Raw genomic sequence first — 18,400 nt, forward strand, 5'->3', positions numbered from 1 at the left:
CGGGGGGGATTTTTTGAAAACAGAGAAGCCATGAACGCCTGGCCCCAAGGCTATGGGCGGTCCGTGCTGGAGGAGGTGGACTCCACCCTGAGCGAGGCGGCGCGCATTGCGCCTGATCTGGCTGGCCCTGCGTGGATCCTGGCCCATCGCCAGACAGCGGCACGCGGGCGGCGCGGGCGGGCGTGGTCGATGCCTGCGGGCAACTTTGCCGCCACTCTGGTCCTGCCGCTGGCCGAGGCGCCGGGGCAGGCGGCCTTACGCTCTTTCGTCGTTTCATTGGCGCTGCACGAGGCCTTTGTGGCCGCGACAGGCCGCGCGGATGCCTTTGCCCTCAAATGGCCCAATGACGTGCTGCTGCGCGGAGGCAAGGTGGCCGGTATTCTGCTGGAGACCATCGCCATTCAGGCCCGGATGAGCCATCTGGCCATTGGCATTGGGGTCAACCTGGCCACCGCGCCAGAGGCGCGCGCGGTCGAGGAAGGCGCGCTGCGCCCGGTTGCCTTGCGCAGCGAATTGGGTGTGAGCATCGACCCCGAAGCGTTTCTGGACCTGCTGGCGGTTGCCTATGCCCGTTACGAGGAACAGTTCACCCGCCTCGGCTTTGCCCCGATCCGCACCGCGTGGCTGGCCCATGCCGCGCGGCTGGGCGAACCCATCACCGCGCGCACCACGCGCGAGGAATTTCACGGCACCTTCGTGGATGTGGACGCACAGGGGCAACTTGTTCTAGAGACGGCGCAAGGCCGGGTCAGCATCCCGGCGGGGGACGTCTATTTCTGAAAGGAGCGCCCATGCTCTTGGCCATCGACTGCGGCAACACCAACACGGTGTTTGCGATCTGGGACGGTGAGGCGTTCATCGGCACATGGCGCACTTCGACCGAATGGCAGCGCACCGCCGATCAGTACTATGTCTGGCTGTCCACGCTGATGAAATTCCAGAAGATCGACGTGGAGATCACGGATGTGATCGTGTCCTCCACCGTGCCACGGGTGGTGTTCAACCTGCGCGTCTTTGCCGATCGCTATTTCAACACGCGGCCCATCGTGGTGGGCAAACCCGACTGCCTGCTGCCGGTGGATGTGCGCGTGGATGAGGGCACCCAAGTGGGCCCTGACAGGCTGGTCAACACGGTTGCAGGCTTTGATCTGTTCGGCGGTGATCTGATCATGGTGGATTTCGGCACCGCCACCACGTTCGATGTGGTCGCCAGTGACGGGGCCTATATCGGCGGCGTTATCGCGCCCGGCGTGAACCTGTCCCTTGAGGCGCTGCACAACGCCGCCGCCGCCCTGCCGCATGTCGACATCACCAAGCCGCAGTCCGTTGTCGGCACCAACACTGTGGCCTGCATGCAATCGGGGGTGTTTTGGGGTTACGTCGGCCTCGTGCGTGAGATATGTGCCCGAATTAAAGCGGAACGCGCCCGCGACATGCGCGTCATCTCAACCGGGGGTCTGGCACCGCTGTTTCAGCAGACCGAGACCCTTTTTGACCATTACATCGACGATTTGACGATGCATGGCCTGACGGTCATCCATCGCTATAACAAGGAAAATACCTGACACAATGAGCAGTGAACGATTGATCTACCTGCCCCTCGGTGGGGCGGGTGAAATTGGCATGAATGCCTATGTCTACGGCTATGGAGCCCCCGAACAGGAACGCCTGATCGTGGTGGACCTTGGCGTGACTTTCCCCGATATGGATGGAAGCCCGGGTGTGGATCTGATCCTGCCCGATATCGCGTGGCTCGCCGAGCGGCGCGACCGCATCGAAGGGGTGTTCATCACCCACGCCCACGAGGACCACGTGGGCGCGGTGGCGCACACCTATGAACAGCTTGGCGCGCCGATCTTTGCGCGACCCTTTACGGCCAATATCGCGCGGCGCAAGATGGGTGAGCATGGCCACCCGGACGAGGCGGTCACCGTGGTGTCGGCCTGGCCCGAACAGGTGCAGGCAGGGCCGTTCAAGGTCGGCTTTCTGCCGATGTCCCACTCGATCCCCGAAAGCGCGGCACTGGTCATCGACACACCCGATGGTCGCGTGATCCACTCGGGCGATTTCAAACTGGACGAGACACCGCTGGTGGGCGAGCCCTTTGATCCGGACCTTTGGGCCGATGTGTCCAAGGACGGCGTCAAGGCGCTGATCTGTGACAGTACCAACATCTTTTCCCCCCATCCCGGCCGGTCCGAGGCGACACTGGGCCCCGAGATCGAAAAACTGGTGCGGGCCCATGACGCGGGCGTTGTCGTGGCGACCACATTTGCGTCCAACGTCGCACGGGTCAAAACGCTGGCCGAAGCGGGCGAGCGGGCGGGCCGCTCGATCGTGCTGTTGGGCCGGGCGATGCGGCGGATGATCGAGGCGTCCGTCGAGACCGGCGTGCTCAAGGATTTTCCACCCACCGTCAGCCCCGAGGATGCCCGCAACATTCCGCGCGAGAACCTGATGCTGCTGGTGACAGGCTCGCAAGGCGAACGCCGCGCGGCCTCGGCCCAACTGGCGAACGGCAAGTACATGGGGCTGGAGCTGAAAGAGGGCGATCTGTTCCTGTTTTCGTCGAAAACCATTCCGGGCAATGAACGCGGCGTGATCCGCATCATGAATCAGCTCTCTGAAAAGGGGGTGGATGTGGTGGATGATACTTCGGGCCTTTACCACGTATCGGGCCACGCCAACCGGCCCGATCTGGAGCGACTGCAGGACATCGTGAACCCGCAGGTCGTGGTGCCCATGCACGGCGAACACCGGCATTTGCGTGAACATGTGAAACTGACCGAGGCGCGCGGGCGGACCGGAGTGCTGGCCGTGAACGGCATGATGATTGATCTGTCGGGCAATGCCCCGCGCGTGGTCGAATATGTCGAAACCGGGCGGACCTATCTGGATGGGTCGGTGCAGATCGGCGCGCTGGACGGTGTTGTGCGGGATCGTATCCGCATGGCGCTGAACGGTCATGTGACCGTGACGCTGATCCTCGATGAAGAGGACGAGCCACTGGGTGAACCTTGGTGCGAGACCACGGGCCTGTCCGACATGGGGCGCAGCAAGGCCGCGCTGGTTGATGTGCTTGAGGCGGACCTGGGCCAGTTCTTGGGCCGGGCCGATGCCAAGACATTGCGCGAAGATGACAAACTGGAAGAGGCGCTGCGCCGGATCGTGCGCAAGACCGCGCAGGACGAGATCGGCAAGAAGCCAGAAGTGACAGTTGTTATCAGCCGAATGCAGTAAGCATCAGATCACAAACAAAAAAAGGCGGGCCAAGGCCCGCCTTTCTTGTATCTGACGAGGTGCCGACTAGCTTGCGCGGCGTTCCTCAAAGCTGAGTTCGATAAAGCTCGGCGTGTGATCGCCCAGACCCACAACCTTGTTGCCGCCGCGATCTTCGCGGTTCGACGACCGGCCTCGGCCCCCTGTTGATCCGCGACCACGGCCAGTGGATTTCTCGGGCTTGGCCTCTTGCGCCTGCTCGGGCGCGGCCTCGACAGGTGTGGGCGCCTCGCTTTGCGGGGCCTCAACCGGCGCCGCTTCGGCCTCGGGCGCGTCTGCCTTGGGTTTGCGCGGGGCGCGGGTGCGTTTGGGCTTTTCGGCCTTGGGTTCTTCCGTGGCTTCGGCTGCCGGGGCGGGTGTGCCCAGCGGGTTGTCCAGGCGCGGGATCTCGCGTTGGATCAGCTTTTCGATGGCGTCAAAGTTCTTCTCGTCGCGCGGTGCGCAAATCATCATCGCCTTGCCATCGCGACCGGCACGGCCCGTGCGGCCAATACGGTGCACATAGTCTTCGGCGTGGCTGGGCACATCAAAGTTGAACACGTGGCTGACCGAGGGCACATCGAGCCCGCGCGCGGCCACGTCCGAGGCCACAAGGAAGCGCAATTCGCCTGCGCGGAAGCCATCCAGCGTGCGCGTGCGTTGCGACTGGTCCAGATCGCCGTGGATTGGCGCCGCATCATATCCGTATTTTTTCAAAGACTTGGCGACAATATCCACATCCGTCTTGCGGTTGCAGAAGATGATCGCGTTTGTGCATTTCTCACCTTCGGCGTCGATCATCAGGCGCAGCACCTTGCGCTTTTCGCTGGCCTCGCGGTCGCGGCGCGAGCCTTTGAACATGACCACACCCTGTTCGATGGTTTCCGAGGCCGTTGCCTGACGCGCCACTTCGATCCGTTCCGGGTTGGACAGGAAGGTGTTGGTGATCCGCTCGATTTCCGGCGCCATGGTGGCCGAGAAAAACAGCGTCTGACGGGTGAACGGCGTGAGGCCGAAGATGCGTTCGATGTCGGGGATGAACCCCATGTCGAGCATCCGGTCCGCTTCGTCCACGACCATCACCTTGACGTCATTCAGGATCAGCTTGCCGCGCTCGAAATGATCGAGCAGACGGCCCGGTGTCGCGATCAGCACATCCACACCCTTGTCGATCAGGATGTCCTGCTCTTTGAAGCTCACACCACCGATCAGCAGCGCCTTGCTCAGTTTGACGTGCTTGGCATAGGTGTCGAAGTTCTCGGCCACCTGCGCGGCCAGCTCCCGTGTGGGGCATAGCACAAGGCTGCGCGGCATACGTGCACGTGCACGGCCCCGGGCCAATTGGGTGATGAGGGGCAGGGTAAAGCTGGCCGTCTTGCCGGTGCCGGTCTGGGCGATACCCAACACGTCGCGGCCTTCGAGGGCCGGGGGAATCGCACCCGCCTGAATGGGTGTGGGGTTTTCGTATCCCGCCTCTTGAATTGCCTTGAGGACCTTGGGATTCAGGTTCAGATCAGAAAATTTTGTCATGTATGTCCGTGGGTTGCGGACACTGACTTGGCCCGCGGCGTCTGTTGATGTCGGCCCGCATGGCCCTGAGTGGAGGCCAAAAGCCCCGACATGCTGCGCGTCCATAGCAAAGGCGTCGCCTGCCGTCAAACCGCAGCGCATATCAAAGGGAATGTGGCGTCAAATGGCATCGGTTTCAAAGGGTTGCGCAGTGTCAGAGCGTGACGTCGGGAAAATGGCGGGCCACCGCGCCGTCCAGATCAAGCGCTGCGATGCGTAACAATCCATGCGCCTCCAGACGTGCGCGCAGATCGGCGCTGTCCCCAACGACCTCGTCATAAAAAGCGCGCAGTCCTGCTGTTCCTGCTTCGGCTTCGATGCTGCGGAACAGATCGTGCAGGGACAAACCGCCCTGTTCGGGCTTGGTCGCAGGCTTCAACTCGGACCGATAAGACCCCTTGTCGAGCCGGTAGGCATAGGCTGCCTGCCAGTCTTCCCACGACTTTGCATGGCAATGGGCGAGTGCGATGTCAGCAAGCACTGCGGCATCAGGCAGGATATCGTCACCCTGAAAGGCGTTGTGGATCCGCACCGAGATGTCGTCTAACCCGCTGCGGACAAACAGTTTTCCCGCCACGTGGCTGAGGAAGCCGCCCTTGAGGTGCGTGCCGTATGTCGGATAGATCTGCTCGACCACTGCGCGGCGTTGTCCATCGGCAGGGATGAACGCCTTGAACGCATCCGCGCTGCCCCCGAGCAGCTCCATCGGGCGCACCCGGGCAGAGGTCACGTCTGCAGGCACTGTGGCCAGCGCGTCCGTGACCGCGCCGTCTGGCACAAGGAATTCATCGGCATCCATGTGGATCAGCCAATCGACCTCGGCCCGCCGGTTATAGGCATGGGTGGCGTTCGCGGTCTGGCGCACCTGATGCTTGTCGGGGCGTTTGCCGCACAGACGTTTCCAGTGTCCCTCATCGCAGGTCTGCACCCGGATTTTCGGATGCGATTTCAGTGTATTGTAAGCATCGGGCGTGTCCGCATCGAGATAGATATAAAGCCGGTGCGCGCCGAGATCGAGGTGGTAGGCGGCAAAGCGCAAGGTATCGCGGGGGGGTGCGAGGATGGTGGCGGCAAGGCCCCAGGTGGTCATGGGCTCAGCCCTCCAGCTTGCCGAAATACCGCGCCACCTTGGCATCAAGATCAAGGGTGCGCGTGACCAGCATGCCATGGCGCGCCAGCAGGTCAAGCCGGTCGGGGCTTGTGCCGTTCATTTCACCATGGAATGCACGCAGCGCGTCCGGGTCAGGATCGTCGAGCAACGCCCGTATCAGGTGGCCCAACGGGTTCAGGTGGCCCTTGCGGTCATGATAGCTGCCCTTGTCGAGGCGGTAGGCCATATGTCGTTGAAAAGTCTCGAAATCCGGGGCGTGGGCATGGCCCAGGTCCAGCCCGTCGATCAGTACCCCACCGCGCACGATCTTGCCATTTGCCCGCAGCGCATGGATGCCCTGGCGCACCCCATCGAGGCCCGTACGCGCGATCAGCTTGGGGCTTTGCGTGCTGATAAAACCGCCGGGCACATGGGCGCCAAAAGTGGGGTAGATCGCCCGCTTGGTGGCGCCGTGCACGGGGCGCTTGAAGTGATGCGGATCGCCGACGCTGTCCAGCATCTCGACCGGGTTCACCTGCACGTAAGGCGCGTACGGATCGACAGCGGCAAGCAACTCGCGCATGGGGGCCGGGGGCAGCAGGAATTCGTCCACGTCGATATGGGCCAGCCAGTCGAGCTTCGAAATCCGGTAGAGGCGGGTGGCATTGTACGCCTGCCGCATCTGGTGCGTATTGCGTGCGCGGTTCGGTTTGCCCTGCCAATAGGCATCATCACATTGGGTAAAGCGGACCTTCGGATGCGCGAGACGCTCGGCAAGTACTTGATCCGGAACGTCTAAATGGATGTGGACCCGGTTGGCGCCAAGATCTAGGTGATAAGCGATAAAGCGGGCGATCTGGTGGGGCGAGCCCTTGACCGTCGACACGATCCCCCAACGCGGCAGGTCTGGATTGGTCTGGACCGGTTGCGGCACGGGGAGGATCAGGTCCGCCATGGGATCAGACCATCATTTCCTTGGTCGCCGTCAGTTTCACGTCCGGGTAGTCGCGTGCAATCCGGTCGATATCCCATTGCAAACGGGTGAGGTAAACGATGTCGCCGTCGTGGTCATGGGCGATGTGCTGCTTGTTCATATCTTCAAATTTTTCAACGGCTTGCTTGGCACCGCTCACCCATCTTGCGGATGTGAACTGCGACGCCTCAAAGCGCACCGGCAGGCCATATTCCAGCTCGATCCGGCTGGCCAGAACTTCAAATTGCAGCGCGCCCACGACGCCGACGATAAAGCCCGACCCGATGGAGGGTTTGAAGACCTTTGCAGCCCCTTCCTCGGCAAATTGCATCAGTGCCTTTTCCAGATGCTTGGACTTCAGCGGATCGCCTGCGCGCACGCCCTGCAGCAGCTCCGGCGCGAAGGACGGGATACCCGTAACACGCAAAGCTTCACCTTCGGTTAACGTATCGCCAATGCGCAGCTGACCGTGGTTCGGGATGCCCATGATGTCGCCTGCCCAGGCTTCCTCGGCCAGTTCGCGGTCCGAGGCGAGGAACATCACCGGGTTGGTGATCGCCATCGGCTTTTTGGAGCGCACATGGGTCAGCTTCATCCCCCGTTTGAAGTGGCCGGACGCCATACGCACAAAGGCGACACGGTCGCGGTGCTTGGGGTCCATATTGGCCTGCACCTTGAAAACAAAGCCGGAAACCTTTGTTTCTTCTGGCAAAATCTGGCGGGGCTCAGCAGATTGGATCTGGGGTTGGGGGCCGTAATTGGCGATGCCATCCATCAGTTCCTTGACCCCAAAGGAGTTGATGGCAGAGCCGAACCAAATCGGGGTCAATGACCCTTCGAGCATCGCGGCGTGATCGAGCGGCGGCAGCAATTCACGAGCCATTTCAAGCTCTTCGCGCAGGGTATTCAACTGGTCTGCGGGCACATGTTCGGCGAGTTTTGGATCATCAAGGCCGTTGATCTCGATGCTTTCGGCGACCTTGTTGCGGTCGGCGCGGTCCATGAGTTCCAGCCGGTCGCGCAGGATGTCGTAACAGCCGATAAAGTCGCGACCCACCCCGATGGGCCAACTGGCTGGCGTGACGTCAATGGCGAGATTTTCCTGAATTTCATCAATGATCTCAAAGGTATCGCGGCTTTCGCGGTCCATCTTGTTGCAAAAGGTCAGGATCGGCAGGTCGCGCATGCGGCAGACCTCGAACAGCTTTTGCGTCTGGCTTTCCACACCTTTGGCCCCGTCAATCACCATGATGGCCGCGTCCACGGCCGTGAGGGTGCGATAGGTGTCTTCGGAGAAGTCCGAGTGGCCGGGTGTGTCCACGAGGTTAAAGCGGAAGGTCTTGAAATCAAAGGACATTGCCGAGGCCGAAACCGAAATGCCCCGGTCTTTCTCCATCGCCATGAAGTCCGAGCGCGTGCGCCGCGCCTCGCCCTTGGCACGCACCTGTCCGGCCATCTGAATGGCCCCACCAAAGAGTAGGAACTTCTCGGTCAGCGTGGTCTTGCCAGCGTCAGGGTGCGAGATGATCGCAAAGGTCCGGCGGCGGGCAATTTCGGGGGGCAGGTCTGGGCGATTATTGGGCATGGCCCCCTATAGCGAGCGCGCCAAACCGGGGCAAGCGGGACCGGATTGGGGGCGAAAACGGCGGTACACAGCCCGTACACACACTGTGCACAGGTTGTGCACCGAAGTGGTGCATTCTGTCCGGGGTCGCGGGGCTACTGTCAGAAACTGACAGGGGGTGCGGGTTACAACCTCATCACACAGCAAATGGAGAGACACGATGACCTTTGATGAAATTGCAAACAAACTCGTCGACGGATGCCGCACCGGAAAGACCGCCGAAAACCTGGATCTGCTCTACGCTGCGGATGCGGTGTCGATCGAGGCGATGGACAACGGGCAGGGACGTCAGGTGCAAGGTCTGGAGGCGATCAAGGGCAAGCACGAATGGTGGGATTCGACCTTTGAGATGATGGGCGGCGACGTGTCCGACCCGTTTCCCAGCGGTGAAGACCGCTTTGCCGTGATTTTCGAGATCAAGGTCAAGCACAAGGAAAGCGGCGAGGTGACCGACATGAAAGAAGTCGCGCTTTATACCGTGGCGGACGGCAAGATCGTGCAAGAAGAGTTCTTTTACGGGGCGTGAGCTAGCGCAAAGACGCGCGGCGCAGCAGTTCTGCTGCGTCGGGCCGGTCCAGCAGGGTTTCGGTGACGTCCAGACCCGAGAGCCCTTCGTTGATGTGCTGTGACAGGTCGGCAGTGACCTCGTCGGGCAGGGCCGGGCGGGTGCGGGTGTCGATCAGCATGGATTCCGCTGCGATCCCCTCGGCATAGATGATCTGGTGGCTGTCAAAGAGCAGCTCGAAATAATCGACGAAGCCGCCATCCTGCACCACGACCGAATCCCCGTTCACGAGGTGGCGCGCCTTGACCAGCAGTTCCGAGCGTCCCGCGCCCAGCCGGTCCTTGCGCTGGTAGATGAACAGGCGGTGATCGGGCGAGACGATCAGGTCGCGGTCATTGTTGAGCGCGCCTGCGCGGATGCAGATCGGGGCGAAATCGCCCACGGCCCGCACGGTGCTTTGACCAATCCAGCGCACCTCTTTGGCGCCGTCATTGCGGGTCAGGACCCGGTCGCCGATCTCGAGATCCTCGATCGGTTTCTGTGCGCCGGAGGCCAGCGTAATATATGTGCCGCGGGTGAAGCGGGCGCAGGTCATGTGGGCGAACTTGGTCGCCACCTCGTCGCGGTCGGTGCCAACAAGGGCGTACGGTGTGCGCGCTCTGAGCGGGGCCAGTGGCAACAGGTAGATCTGTGCGATGTCGCCGCTTGCATCCGTCTCGACCAGCACAATTGCATCGGTGATCTGCCCGTCGGGCGACATCAACGTCAGCGCACAGTCCAGATGGATGTCAGCGCCCGCGCGGCCCACGTCACTTTCCGTGGCGATTGTGAGGTGGGCGGCGTCACTGGCATGCAGGGTCAAACGCCCCGGCGTGGCCGCGCTGCGCAGCGAATAGACATCGTCGAGCATCAGATCATCGAGGCTCGACAGCGGATCACCCAGATTCGCCCCCTGGCTCACCCGGAAATCCTCGGCCCGGAAAACGGGCAGATTCTGGGCCGGACCGGAATGGGGATCGGGTGTCATACGCCTCTGACTGCTTGGTTGTTTCCAGCAACCTAGCTTAGAATTGTGGCGCGCCTTGGTCAACGACACGGTGTTTTGCTGGCACATCGCAATCCGTGCCGCTACCCATGGGGCAATCGGAACAGGAGGGATGATCATGGATTTGGGAATCGCAGGCAAACGGGCGGTGGTATGCGCCTCGTCCAAGGGGTTGGGTCTGGGCTGTGCCGAGGCGCTGGCAGCGGCGGGGGTGAACCTTGTGATGAACGCGCGCGGCGTGGATGCGCTGGAGGCCGCAGCGGACGCGATCCGCACCGCCCACGGGGTCGAGGTCGAGACGGTGGCGGCCGACGTGTCGACCCAGAACGGGCAGGCGGCCCTGATCGAGGCGGCGGGCAATATCGACATTCTGGTCAACAACGCGGGCGGGCCGCCTCCGGGCATGTGGCACGACTGGGATCGCGATGATTTCATTACAGCGCTGGATTCCAATATGCTGGCCCCCATCGCACTGATCAAGGCGCTGGTGCCGGGCATGATGGATCGCGGCTGGGGCCGGGTGGTCAACATCACCTCGCAATCGGTCAAGGCCCCCATCGCCGTGCTGGGCCTGTCCAATGCGGCGCGCACGGGCCTGACGGGCTATGTCGCAGGCACCTCGCGGCAGGTGGCCGCATCAGGTGTGACCATCAACAACCTGTTGCCGGGCATTCACGCCACGGACCGCGCCAATGCGCTGGACGGGCCCGTGGCCGAAAATCAGGGCATCACGTTGGAGGAAGCCCGCGCGCAGCGCGCGGCCACTATTCCGGCGGGCCGCTATGGCACGCGTGAGGAGTTTGGTGCGGCCTGTGCGTTCCTGTGCTCGACCCATGCAGGGTTCATCGTGGGTCAGAACCTGCTGCTGGATGGCGGGGCGACTCTGGCGACGATCTGAGGTCAATTTGTTGATTGTAGCGCCCTTGCCGGGTGCTGCGCTCTGCGCACAAGGGAAAGGGATGTGATGGCGAAAGCCCCGGCCACGTTTTCGCTGAAGGATCAGCTGTTTAACGCCCAAAGTTTAGGTGATCTGGCGGACCAGTTTACCACCCTTCCGGGCTTTGAGCGGGACAGGTTTCACGCCGCCGCCCTGGGTGGTGTGGCTGAGCGCACGCTGCTTGAGTGCCTTGACTGGTTTGCCGACTGTCTGGAGCCCTATCTGGCCCCGGATTTCCCCACCATGGCGGATCAGTTGGAGGCGACGATGACGCCGCCGCTGGACCCGACCCTGCGGGATGACGACTTTGGCCGCTTCGTTCATGCGGTGCCGGGCATTTTGGCCGTGCGCCACGGGCTTGAGGACCATCGCGACCGGGCGCTTGATCTGCTTTATGCGGCCACGCAGCGCTTTTCGATGGAGTTCTACATCCGCGCCTTTCTGAACCGCTGGCCCGAAGAAACGCTGGCGCGGCTGGAGGCCTGGGCACGGGACGACAACTACCACGTGCGCCGTCTGGTGAGCGAGGGGACGCGGCCCAAGCTGCCCTGGGCGCGCAAAATCGACATCACCTCGGCCCAAGCCCTGCCGCTGCTTGATCTGTTGCAGGGCGATCCGACCCGTTTTGTCACTCGCTCGGTTGCAAACCACCTCAATGATGTGGCCAAGAGCGATGCGGATGCGGTGCTGACCCGTCTGGCGCAATGGGAGGCGGCAGGCACGCAAAAACCGGCTGAGCCGGCGTGGATGCGTCGCCATGCCCTGCGCACGCTGGTCAAGGACGGTCATCCGGGTGCGATGGAAATGTTGGGCTATGTGCCGGACGCGCCGGTCACGGTGGCCGTGTCGGTGGCCACGCCAAAAGTAAAACTGGGTGCGGCGCTGGAATTCGAGGTGGTGCTGGGGGCCGACGCTGCGGTGCCGGTTCTGGTTGATTACCGCATCCGCTTTGCCCGCCCCGGCGGGCGCAGCGGCGAAAAAGTGTTCAAGCTGAAGGTCGGTGAGGTGCGCGCGGGCAAGCCGCTGGTGTTGAAGAAAGTGCACAAGCTCAAGGCCAATGCAACCACGTTTGAGTTGCATCCCGGCGTGCATGGGCTGGTGGTGCAGGTCAACGGGGTGGACCGGGCCGAGACGTCGTTCGAGATTTGTTGAGGGCGGCGCGTGCGCTGTTTGCCTTTGGCAAAGGCGCCCACCCGCCGACCCCGACCTGCGCACCGGTGCTTGCGGGGGCGGGCCGGGCCTGATACCTCCCGACTGTTTTGATCGGGAATGGTGTCTGGACGTGACCCAAGTGACGGCGCCTCGGCTGGAAATCCGCGACATGGTGCGCAGCTTTGGCGGGCGACGGGTGGTGGATGGTGTGAGCCTGACCATCCAGCCCGGGCAGGTGACCTGTCTGCTGGGCCCCTCGGGCTGTGGCAAGTCCACCACCCTGCGCATGATCGCCGGGGTCGAGATGCAGGATTCGGGTGAGATCTATGTGGATGGTGCGCTGATCTGCGACACCAGGTTTCGCGTGCCGCCAGAGCGGCGCGAGATCGGGTTGATGTTTCAGGACTTTGCCCTGTTTCCTCATCTGAGTGTGGCGGGCAATGTCGCCTATGGCCTGGGCGGATCGAAGGCGGAAAAGCGCGCCCGGGTCGAGGAAATGCTGGCCCGTGTGCGTATGGAGCGCTTTATCGACATGTTCCCTCATCAGCTCTCGGGCGGCGAACAGCAGCGCATTGCGCTGGCCCGTGCGCTCGCGCCGCGCCCGCGCATCATGCTGATGGACGAGCCGTTTTCCGGCCTCGACAACCGCCTGCGCGACGGCATTCGGGACGAAACGCTGGCGATCCTCAAGGAAGAGGATACCGCCGTTCTGCTGGTCACCCATGAACCTGACGAGGCGATGCGCATGGCGGACGAGATTGCGTTGATGCGCGATGGGCGGATCGTGCAGCGCGGTGCGCCCTACAACGTCTATACCCGCCCCGTGGACCGCGCCGCCGTTGCGTTTTTCAGCGATGCCAACCGCTTGCGTGCCACGGTCGAGGGAGCGCTTGCGATGACCCCCTTTGGCCGCTTTCTGGCCCCCGGTGTGCCGGATGGCACGCCCGTCGACATCGTGTTTCGCCCCCAGCACGTGAAGATCGACTTTGATCGCGCAGGTGTTGGGCCCGGCCCCACGGCGGCCGAAGGCACGGCGGCGCGCGCAGAGGTGATCCGCGCCCGCTTCATGGGCAATGAGAGCCTTGTGGAGTTTCGCCTTGATCACGACGCATCCGTCATCAAGGTCACCGTGCCTGGGGTCTTTCTGCCAGCGGCTGAGACGTTGATGTGGCTGCGCATCCGGCGCGACAAGTGTTTTGTATTCCCCGCCAAGGAGGGCATCTGATGGGACCGATGATTGTGGAATTTGGCCTCGGGACATCCCTGCGCCGGGGTGACTACACCCAGGCCGCTGAACGGGCCGTGCGCGCCGCGCTGTGGCGCAATTCGATCAATCTGGCGGAGTATATGGGGGTCGCCAAACAGGACATGGTGATCGATGTGCGCATCGGTTGCGCCCGCCCCGAAGAGGTGGATGTCGACGTGCTGGCGGCAGCCTTTCCTTACGGTCAGACCTCGTTTGTGGTGGAAAAGGGTGGGCTCGATGTCGTTCGTCCCGAAGGCGTGGGCAACCCCACCGTCATGGCGCAAGCGGCGCTGATCGTGTCGGTGGCATCATGAGTGAACAACGTCTGATCATAGAGATGGCCCAGGGCGTTGACCTGCACGGGCGCGATGACACCAAGGCAGCACGCCGCGCGGTCGAGCAGGCCTTGCAGGGCGCGTCCCTGCCGATCTTCGGGACGCTGGGGCTGGAGCGGGATGTGATGCGCGTGGTGGTTCACATCGGCGTGCCGCGCCCAGAGGCGGTGGATGTCGACGTGATTGCGGGGTTGCTGCCCTACGGGTCGGTCGAAGTCGTCGTTGAACCCGGCGGGCTCGATGTGCCCGTGGCTGGAGATGTGGCTGTGATGGCGGTGGCGGCATTGGAAGTGTTTCTGCCGGTGCGGTGAGGGGCGGGTTTGGGCCAAAAGCGGACTACGTCTTGCCATCAGTTATGGCGTTGCATCTGAAATGAGCCTTGACCTAGAAGTAATGAATGAAAAACCCACTTTCATTTAACGTTACGAATGATAGCGGCTCTCTGCTCTGCCCTGTTTGTGGCTTTCCAGATTTTGCATCATCTCCGGCGTATTCTAAGAATGGGGGAGAAATCGGAGTAACGATTTGCCCTTGCTGCCTATGGGAGCCTGGCTTTGACGACTGTCCGGCAGCGTCAGCGCGTGCCAAGGAAACAATCATTGCTTCTGTCAAAGCGTATCGACGCAGCTGGGCCGTGACAAAACAATGGGGGGGGAAACGCGATCGAATGCCGGAAAACTTCGACAGCGCAGACCAGTTGGCGAAGTTGCTGGAGATTGCACCCAATCTTAAATGACTGCGAACGGCAGCTTCATCCGCAGAGCGGACCCCAGTGCGCTTTGTATCTTGACAGGCTTGGTGGGCTGAAGCCCGCCCTACGGACGACGTTTTGGGGCCATTGAAGTGCGCTATTGCCCGGCGCCTGCGGCTTGATTCCGGGCGGGTGGTGCGTTGTTCGAACGGTGGTTCTTTGTGTCCTTCTTGCGTGCCAATCCGACTGTAAACACTCTCGAACACCTTAGTTTTTGGGCAGCACTTCAGGCCAACGGCCCATCCACCATGCCTCACAGGTTCGGGTCGTAGTCCGCGAGGGTTTTGCCCGGTTCGTCCACGAACATCTGCGGCAAAGCCTCGGCCGATTGGATCAGGTCCACGCGGAAAACGCGGAAGGCGTCGCGCAACTCGCACCACGCTGTCAGCGTCCAGACCCGACCCCAGTATTCCATGTGCAAGGGCCGGATGGTGCGCGTCGTGATCCGGTCGCCCTTGGAGTGATAGGTCAGTCGCAGTTTTTGTCGGGCGCGGATGGCGGCGCGCAGAGTCGGCATCTGGCCAAAGCCACGCACCGCATCTGCAAACGGGTAGACGGCGAATTTCCACTTGTCCGCGTCCCTTACGGTGCGTTCGGGCAGCACGGCGTCGATCTTGTCTGCGAGGCTTTGCGCGGCGGATTTGAGGGCGGGGTCGGCGGCCTCGGCCACAATGGCCATGCCGAGGTTGAGCGCCTCGAGTTCCTCGACGGTCAAGGTGAGGGGGGGCAGGCTGATCGCTTCGGTGATCATGTAGCCGACGCCGCGCTCGCCCTGCACCGGCACGCCGGAGGCCACCAGCGTGTCCATGTCGCGGTAGATCGTGCGCACCGACACCTCGAGCGTCTCGGCCATGTCCTGCGCGCGGTGCAACTGCCCGTCGCGCAGGATCTGGATGATGTCGAAAAGGCGGTCGGTGCGGCGCATGCTACTCCGGGGTGAGGTGGATGTCGGCGTGGCGCATGTCCATGCCCTCGGGGTCAATGAGGGCCATGAAGGGTTCGGCCTCGGGACGTTTGAACATGGCCTTGGCCGCGGCCTCGGCGGCTGCTTGGTTCGTCCAGACGATATGATCGGTCCAGAGCCCATTTGCGTCACAGCTGAGCGTGCGCGCGATCATGTCGCCCGTGCTGTCCAGAAATGGCATCATGGCCTGCGCGGCCTTGGCAAAGGCGGCAGGATCAGTGCCCGGTTTCAGGCGGAAGGTGACGATTTCGGCGGTCTTTGTCATGATTTTAATCTCCCATCATGTGTTGATGGGGTGGATATGGCAGGGTCCAACTGACACTAACCTGTCAGTTGGATGCGCGCCAGCCGGAAAAATCGCATTAATGTCACCAAACGCACGCCCGGACAGGGCGCTATGTCTGGTCCCGGCGCATCGCGGTCCGTAAGTAAGTGCGCGACAGGCGGCCCATGCCGCACGGATAGGAGAACTGATATGTTGAACAATATTGGATTGCCCGGAATTCTGCTGATTGCAGTTGTGGTCCTGGTTCTGTTTGGCCGCGGCAAGATTTCGAGCCTGATGGGCGAAGTCGGCAAAGGCATCACCAGCTTCAAGAAGGGCATCAATGATGGCCAGAAGGAGATGGAAGACGATATGGCCGAGGTCAAGGACATCACACCCGAGGCCGAGGACATCGTGACCAAGTCCGAAAAAGACAAGGTCTGATCCATGTTCGACCTCGGCTGGACCGAGATGCTGGTGGTCGGGATCGTCGCGTTGATCGTGATCGGCCCCAAAGACCTGCCCGTGCTGTTTCGCAATGTCGGCCGCTGGGTCGGCAAGGCCAAGGGCATGGCGCGCGAGTTTTCGTCCGCCATGAACCAGGCCGCAGACGATGCTGGTGTGAAGGACATCCAGAAGACCATCCGCACCGCCACCAACCCGGTGGGCTCGGCCATGGATGGGGTCAAGGATGCGGCCAGGGATGTGACCTCTTCCCTCAGCAACCTCGATCCGGACAGCGAGACGGCCAAGATGGCCGCCGACAAGGCTGAGCGCGCTGAAAACGCACGTAAAATCCAGGCCAAGACCGCCCGCGCCCAAGCCGAACGAAAGGCCAAGGAAGCGGCGGATGCACTGAAGAAGGCCGAGGAACTGGAGGCGGCGGCACCTCCGCCTGCACCGGCGAAAGAGACAAAAGATGGCTGATACGCCCGACATGGATGACAGCACCGCGCCGCTGATCGAGCATCTGGCAGAGCTGCGCACACGGCTGATCCGCTCGGTCATGGCGTTTATCGTCGGGATCGTGCTGGCCTTTACGGTGGCTGAACCGATCCTGCAGTTCCTGCTGGGCCCGATCGAGGAAACCCTGCGCGATCTGGGCGATCCGTCCCCGACGATGCAATATACCAGCCCGCAGGAATACCTGTTCACGCTGTTCCGCATCTCGATGGTGTTCGGCTTTGCGCTCGCCTTTCCGGTGATTGGGTTCCAGATGTGGCGCTTTGTGGCGCCCGGCCTCTACCGGCAGGAAAAGAACGCCTTTCTGCCCTTTCTGATCGCGTCGCCCCTGATGTTTTTCCTTGGCGCGAGCTTTGCCCATTTCGTGGTGACCCCGCTGGCGATGGCGTTTTTCCTTGGTTTTGCCGATGTGCCCTCGATCATCGCCGGGCTCATGAGCGGTTTTGTCAGTCCCGAGACGGTGCCGGATGTGGCCGTGCCTGCCGCACCCGAGACCAGCGATGGCATCCGCATCACCTTCTTCGGCAAGGTCAACGAAAGCCTTGATATCACGCTGAAATTCATCATGGCCTTTGGCCTGTGCTTTCAGCTGCCGGTGCTTTTGACCCTGATGGGCAAGGCCGGGCTGGTGAGCGCCGAGGGCCTCGCCAATGTGCGCAAATACGCGATGGTGGGCATTCTGGTGCTGGCCGCCCTTGTGACCCCGCCCGATGTCATCACCCAAGGCATCCTGTTCACGGTGGTCTACGGCCTTTACGAGATTTCGATTTTCCTTGTCGCCCGTGTCGAGGAAAAGCGCGAGGCCAAGCTGCGCGCCGAAGGGTATTATGACGACGAAGACGAGGACGATCTGCCCGAGGAAGACGTGAAGTGATCGACGACCCGATGGATCGCATTGCGGCGGCCCTTGAGCGGATGTCGCCCGCGCCGATGGCGCCCCCCGATTTTGACGCGAGCGGCGCCTTTGTCTGGCAGACGGGGCCGGACCGGTTGGAGCCGGTGGCCGAGGTGTCGCGCATCCCGCTCGATCTGCTCTTGGGGCTGGATCGTTCGCGCGACACGCTGCTTGCCAACACCCGTCAGTTTGCCGATGGGCTGCCTGCAAACAACGCCCTGTTGTGGGGTGCGCGTGGTATGGGAAAATCAAGCCTTGTCAAGGCAATACACGGCGCACTTGAAGCCGAATACCCACAACTGAAGATTGTGGAACTGCACCGTGAAGACTTACCTTCCGTCGGTCGCTTGCTGTCCGTGTTGCGGCAGGCCGAGACGGCCCGCTTTGTCCTTTATTGCGACGATCTGAGTTTTTCTCACGACGATCAGCACTACAAATCCCTCAAGGCGGTGCTGGATGGTGGGATCGAGGGGCGCCCGGATAACGTGATCCTTTATGCCACGTCGAACCGTCGCCACCTGATGCCGCGCGACATGATCGAGAACGAACGGGGGTCAGCGATCAACCCGTCCGAAGCGGTTGAGGAAAAGGTGTCGCTGTCGGACCGGTTTGGTCTGTGGCTGGGCTTTCACGCCTGCGATCAGGACCAGTATCTGGCGATGATCCGGGCCTATTGCGCCGCCTACGGGGTCGAGATCGACGATGACACGCTGTGGGCCGAGGCCATCGAGTGGCAGGCGACGCGCGGGGCGCGGTCGGGCCGAGTGGCATGGCAGTATTTCTGTGATCTTGCGGGTCGACGCGGTGTGGCCCTGTAGCGGACCACAC

At 62.2% G+C, this 18,400-nt stretch carries 21 protein-coding genes; 14 read left to right on the forward strand and 7 right to left on the reverse strand.

Translation table 11 applies throughout. The features are described from left to right. Positions 1–30 precede the first annotated feature (30 nt). The 3 genes from Q1A89_RS06735 to Q1A89_RS06745 are packed head-to-tail and all read left to right on the forward strand — an operon-like array spanning position 31 to position 3,240. Positions 31–780, forward strand: coding sequence for a biotin--[acetyl-CoA-carboxylase] ligase (locus Q1A89_RS06735; protein WP_299725182.1), 750 nt, complete (start codon positions 31–33; stop codon positions 778–780). 11 nt (positions 781–791) lie between these two features. Further along, positions 792–1,565 (forward strand): type III pantothenate kinase, encoded by a 774-nt coding sequence (locus Q1A89_RS06740; RefSeq protein WP_299725184.1) that lies wholly within the window; start codon positions 792–794, stop codon positions 1,563–1,565. Positions 1,566–1,569: 4 nt separating this feature from the next. Then, on the forward strand, positions 1,570–3,240 hold the full coding sequence (locus Q1A89_RS06745; RefSeq protein ID WP_299725186.1) for a ribonuclease J: 1,671 nt from the start codon (positions 1,570–1,572) through the stop codon (positions 3,238–3,240). A 66-nt stretch (positions 3,241–3,306) separates the two neighbouring features. On the opposite strand, the gene Q1A89_RS06750 is transcribed toward Q1A89_RS06745, so the two are convergent. The 4 genes from Q1A89_RS06750 to Q1A89_RS06765 form a co-directional block, all read right to left on the reverse strand. Then, complete coding sequence (locus Q1A89_RS06750; protein WP_299725188.1) at positions 3,307–4,788, reverse strand: DEAD/DEAH box helicase; 1,482 nt, start codon at positions 4,786–4,788, stop codon at positions 3,307–3,309. A gap of 193 nt (positions 4,789–4,981) precedes the next feature. Beyond that, on the reverse strand, positions 4,982–5,917 hold the full coding sequence (locus Q1A89_RS06755; protein WP_299725190.1) for a glycosyltransferase family 2 protein: 936 nt from the start codon (positions 5,915–5,917) through the stop codon (positions 4,982–4,984). A gap of 4 nt (positions 5,918–5,921) precedes the next feature. Then, entirely contained in the window at positions 5,922–6,872 is a 951-nt protein-coding gene (locus Q1A89_RS06760) for a glycosyltransferase family 2 protein (RefSeq protein WP_299725192.1), read from the reverse strand. A 4-nt stretch (positions 6,873–6,876) separates the two neighbouring features. After that, entirely contained in the window at positions 6,877–8,475 is a 1,599-nt protein-coding gene (locus tag Q1A89_RS06765; RefSeq protein ID WP_299725194.1) for a peptide chain release factor 3, read from the reverse strand. A 199-nt stretch (positions 8,476–8,674) separates the two neighbouring features. Here Q1A89_RS06765 and Q1A89_RS06770 point away from each other — a divergent pair, with 199 nt between their 5' ends. After that, on the forward strand, positions 8,675–9,040 hold the full coding sequence (locus tag Q1A89_RS06770) for a nuclear transport factor 2 family protein (RefSeq protein ID WP_299725196.1): 366 nt from the start codon (positions 8,675–8,677) through the stop codon (positions 9,038–9,040). Between the two features lies 1 nt (position 9,041). On the opposite strand, the gene Q1A89_RS06775 is transcribed toward Q1A89_RS06770, so the two are convergent. Next, on the reverse strand, positions 9,042–10,046 hold the full coding sequence (locus Q1A89_RS06775; RefSeq protein WP_299725198.1) for a Hint domain-containing protein: 1,005 nt from the start codon (positions 10,044–10,046) through the stop codon (positions 9,042–9,044). Between the two features lie 136 nt (positions 10,047–10,182). Between Q1A89_RS06775 and Q1A89_RS06780 the strand changes: the two genes are divergently transcribed. The 6 genes from Q1A89_RS06780 (at position 10,183) to Q1A89_RS06805 (ending at position 14,470) form a co-directional block, all read left to right on the forward strand. After that, positions 10,183–10,962, forward strand: a complete 780-nt coding sequence (locus tag Q1A89_RS06780) for an SDR family oxidoreductase (RefSeq protein WP_299725200.1) — start codon at positions 10,183–10,185, stop codon at positions 10,960–10,962. Between the two features lie 66 nt (positions 10,963–11,028). Further along, on the forward strand, positions 11,029–12,153 hold the full coding sequence (locus tag Q1A89_RS06785) for a DNA alkylation repair protein (protein ID WP_299725202.1): 1,125 nt from the start codon (positions 11,029–11,031) through the stop codon (positions 12,151–12,153). 169 nt (positions 12,154–12,322) lie between these two features. After that, the gene (locus Q1A89_RS06790; RefSeq protein WP_299726139.1) at positions 12,323–13,378 is read left to right on the forward strand and encodes an ABC transporter ATP-binding protein; all 1,056 of its coding nucleotides are present in this window, start codon (positions 12,323–12,325) and stop codon (positions 13,376–13,378) included. Then, positions 13,378–13,713, forward strand: coding sequence for a Lin0512 family protein (locus Q1A89_RS06795; protein ID WP_299725204.1), 336 nt, complete (start codon positions 13,378–13,380; stop codon positions 13,711–13,713). The genes Q1A89_RS06790 and Q1A89_RS06795 overlap by 1 nt, the downstream gene beginning before the upstream one ends. After that, the gene (locus Q1A89_RS06800; protein ID WP_299725206.1) at positions 13,710–14,045 is read left to right on the forward strand and encodes a Lin0512 family protein; all 336 of its coding nucleotides are present in this window, start codon (positions 13,710–13,712) and stop codon (positions 14,043–14,045) included. Before Q1A89_RS06795 ends, Q1A89_RS06800 begins: the two co-directional genes overlap by 4 nt. A gap of 86 nt (positions 14,046–14,131) precedes the next feature. Next, a complete protein-coding gene (locus Q1A89_RS06805) occupies positions 14,132–14,470 on the forward strand; it encodes a hypothetical protein (protein WP_299725208.1) in 339 nt (112 codons plus the stop codon). Positions 14,471–14,738: 268 nt separating this feature from the next. On the opposite strand, the gene Q1A89_RS06810 is transcribed toward Q1A89_RS06805, so the two are convergent. Together Q1A89_RS06810 and Q1A89_RS06815 are read right to left on the reverse strand one after the other, a co-directional pair. After that, positions 14,739–15,410, reverse strand: a complete 672-nt coding sequence (locus Q1A89_RS06810; RefSeq protein WP_299725210.1) for a YafY family protein — start codon at positions 15,408–15,410, stop codon at positions 14,739–14,741. A 1-nt stretch (position 15,411) separates the two neighbouring features. Beyond that, complete coding sequence (locus tag Q1A89_RS06815) at positions 15,412–15,714, reverse strand: hypothetical protein (RefSeq protein ID WP_299725212.1); 303 nt, start codon at positions 15,712–15,714, stop codon at positions 15,412–15,414. Positions 15,715–15,924: 210 nt separating this feature from the next. On the opposite strand from Q1A89_RS06815, the gene Q1A89_RS06820 reads away from it, so the two are divergent. From Q1A89_RS06820 to Q1A89_RS06835, 4 genes are read left to right on the forward strand one after another with little or no spacing between them, the layout of a single operon-like run. After that, positions 15,925–16,158: a twin-arginine translocase TatA/TatE family subunit gene (locus Q1A89_RS06820; RefSeq protein WP_299725214.1), complete on the forward strand. Its 234-nt coding sequence runs from the start codon at positions 15,925–15,927 to the stop codon at positions 16,156–16,158. Positions 16,159–16,161: 3 nt separating this feature from the next. Then, positions 16,162–16,641: a Sec-independent protein translocase protein TatB gene (gene tatB / locus Q1A89_RS06825; RefSeq protein WP_299725217.1), complete on the forward strand. Its 480-nt coding sequence runs from the start codon at positions 16,162–16,164 to the stop codon at positions 16,639–16,641. Next, positions 16,634–17,551 carry a twin-arginine translocase subunit TatC gene (locus Q1A89_RS06830; protein WP_299725219.1) on the forward strand — a complete coding sequence of 306 codons (918 nt, stop codon included), beginning with the start codon at positions 16,634–16,636 and terminating at the stop codon, positions 17,549–17,551. The genes tatB and Q1A89_RS06830 overlap by 8 nt, the downstream gene beginning before the upstream one ends. Continuing rightward, positions 17,548–18,390, forward strand: a complete 843-nt coding sequence (locus Q1A89_RS06835) for an ATP-binding protein (RefSeq protein WP_299725221.1) — start codon at positions 17,548–17,550, stop codon at positions 18,388–18,390. The genes Q1A89_RS06830 and Q1A89_RS06835 overlap by 4 nt, the downstream gene beginning before the upstream one ends. Positions 18,391–18,400: the final 10 nt, after the last annotated feature.

The organism is uncultured Tateyamaria sp., assembly GCF_947503045.1.
Lineage (GTDB): Bacteria > Pseudomonadota > Alphaproteobacteria > Rhodobacterales > Rhodobacteraceae > Tateyamaria.

Coding starts and splice junctions, on each gene's coding strand:
- Q1A89_RS06735 (WP_299725182.1), top strand. CDS start 31: ATGAACGCCTGGCCCCAAGGCTATGGGCGGTCCGTGCTGGAGGAGGTG.
- Q1A89_RS06740 (WP_299725184.1), top strand. CDS start 792: ATGCTCTTGGCCATCGACTGCGGCAACACCAACACGGTGTTTGCGATC.
- Q1A89_RS06745 (WP_299725186.1), top strand. CDS start 1,570: ATGAGCAGTGAACGATTGATCTACCTGCCCCTCGGTGGGGCGGGTGAA.
- Q1A89_RS06750 (WP_299725188.1), bottom strand. CDS start 4,788: ATGACAAAATTTTCTGATCTGAACCTGAATCCCAAGGTCCTCAAGGCA.
- Q1A89_RS06755 (WP_299725190.1), bottom strand. CDS start 5,917: ATGACCACCTGGGGCCTTGCCGCCACCATCCTCGCACCCCCCCGCGAT.
- Q1A89_RS06760 (WP_299725192.1), bottom strand. CDS start 6,872: ATGGCGGACCTGATCCTCCCCGTGCCGCAACCGGTCCAGACCAATCCA.
- Q1A89_RS06765 (WP_299725194.1), bottom strand. CDS start 8,475: ATGCCCAATAATCGCCCAGACCTGCCCCCCGAAATTGCCCGCCGCCGG.
- Q1A89_RS06770 (WP_299725196.1), top strand. CDS start 8,675: ATGACCTTTGATGAAATTGCAAACAAACTCGTCGACGGATGCCGCACC.
- Q1A89_RS06775 (WP_299725198.1), bottom strand. CDS start 10,046: ATGACACCCGATCCCCATTCCGGTCCGGCCCAGAATCTGCCCGTTTTC.
- Q1A89_RS06780 (WP_299725200.1), top strand. CDS start 10,183: ATGGATTTGGGAATCGCAGGCAAACGGGCGGTGGTATGCGCCTCGTCC.
- Q1A89_RS06785 (WP_299725202.1), top strand. CDS start 11,029: ATGGCGAAAGCCCCGGCCACGTTTTCGCTGAAGGATCAGCTGTTTAAC.
- Q1A89_RS06790 (WP_299726139.1), top strand. CDS start 12,323: ATGGTGCGCAGCTTTGGCGGGCGACGGGTGGTGGATGGTGTGAGCCTG.
- Q1A89_RS06795 (WP_299725204.1), top strand. CDS start 13,378: ATGGGACCGATGATTGTGGAATTTGGCCTCGGGACATCCCTGCGCCGG.
- Q1A89_RS06800 (WP_299725206.1), top strand. CDS start 13,710: ATGAGTGAACAACGTCTGATCATAGAGATGGCCCAGGGCGTTGACCTG.
- Q1A89_RS06805 (WP_299725208.1), top strand. CDS start 14,132: ATGAAAAACCCACTTTCATTTAACGTTACGAATGATAGCGGCTCTCTG.
- Q1A89_RS06810 (WP_299725210.1), bottom strand. CDS start 15,410: ATGCGCCGCACCGACCGCCTTTTCGACATCATCCAGATCCTGCGCGAC.
- Q1A89_RS06815 (WP_299725212.1), bottom strand. CDS start 15,714: ATGACAAAGACCGCCGAAATCGTCACCTTCCGCCTGAAACCGGGCACT.
- Q1A89_RS06820 (WP_299725214.1), top strand. CDS start 15,925: ATGTTGAACAATATTGGATTGCCCGGAATTCTGCTGATTGCAGTTGTG.
- tatB (WP_299725217.1), top strand. CDS start 16,162: ATGTTCGACCTCGGCTGGACCGAGATGCTGGTGGTCGGGATCGTCGCG.
- Q1A89_RS06830 (WP_299725219.1), top strand. CDS start 16,634: ATGGCTGATACGCCCGACATGGATGACAGCACCGCGCCGCTGATCGAG.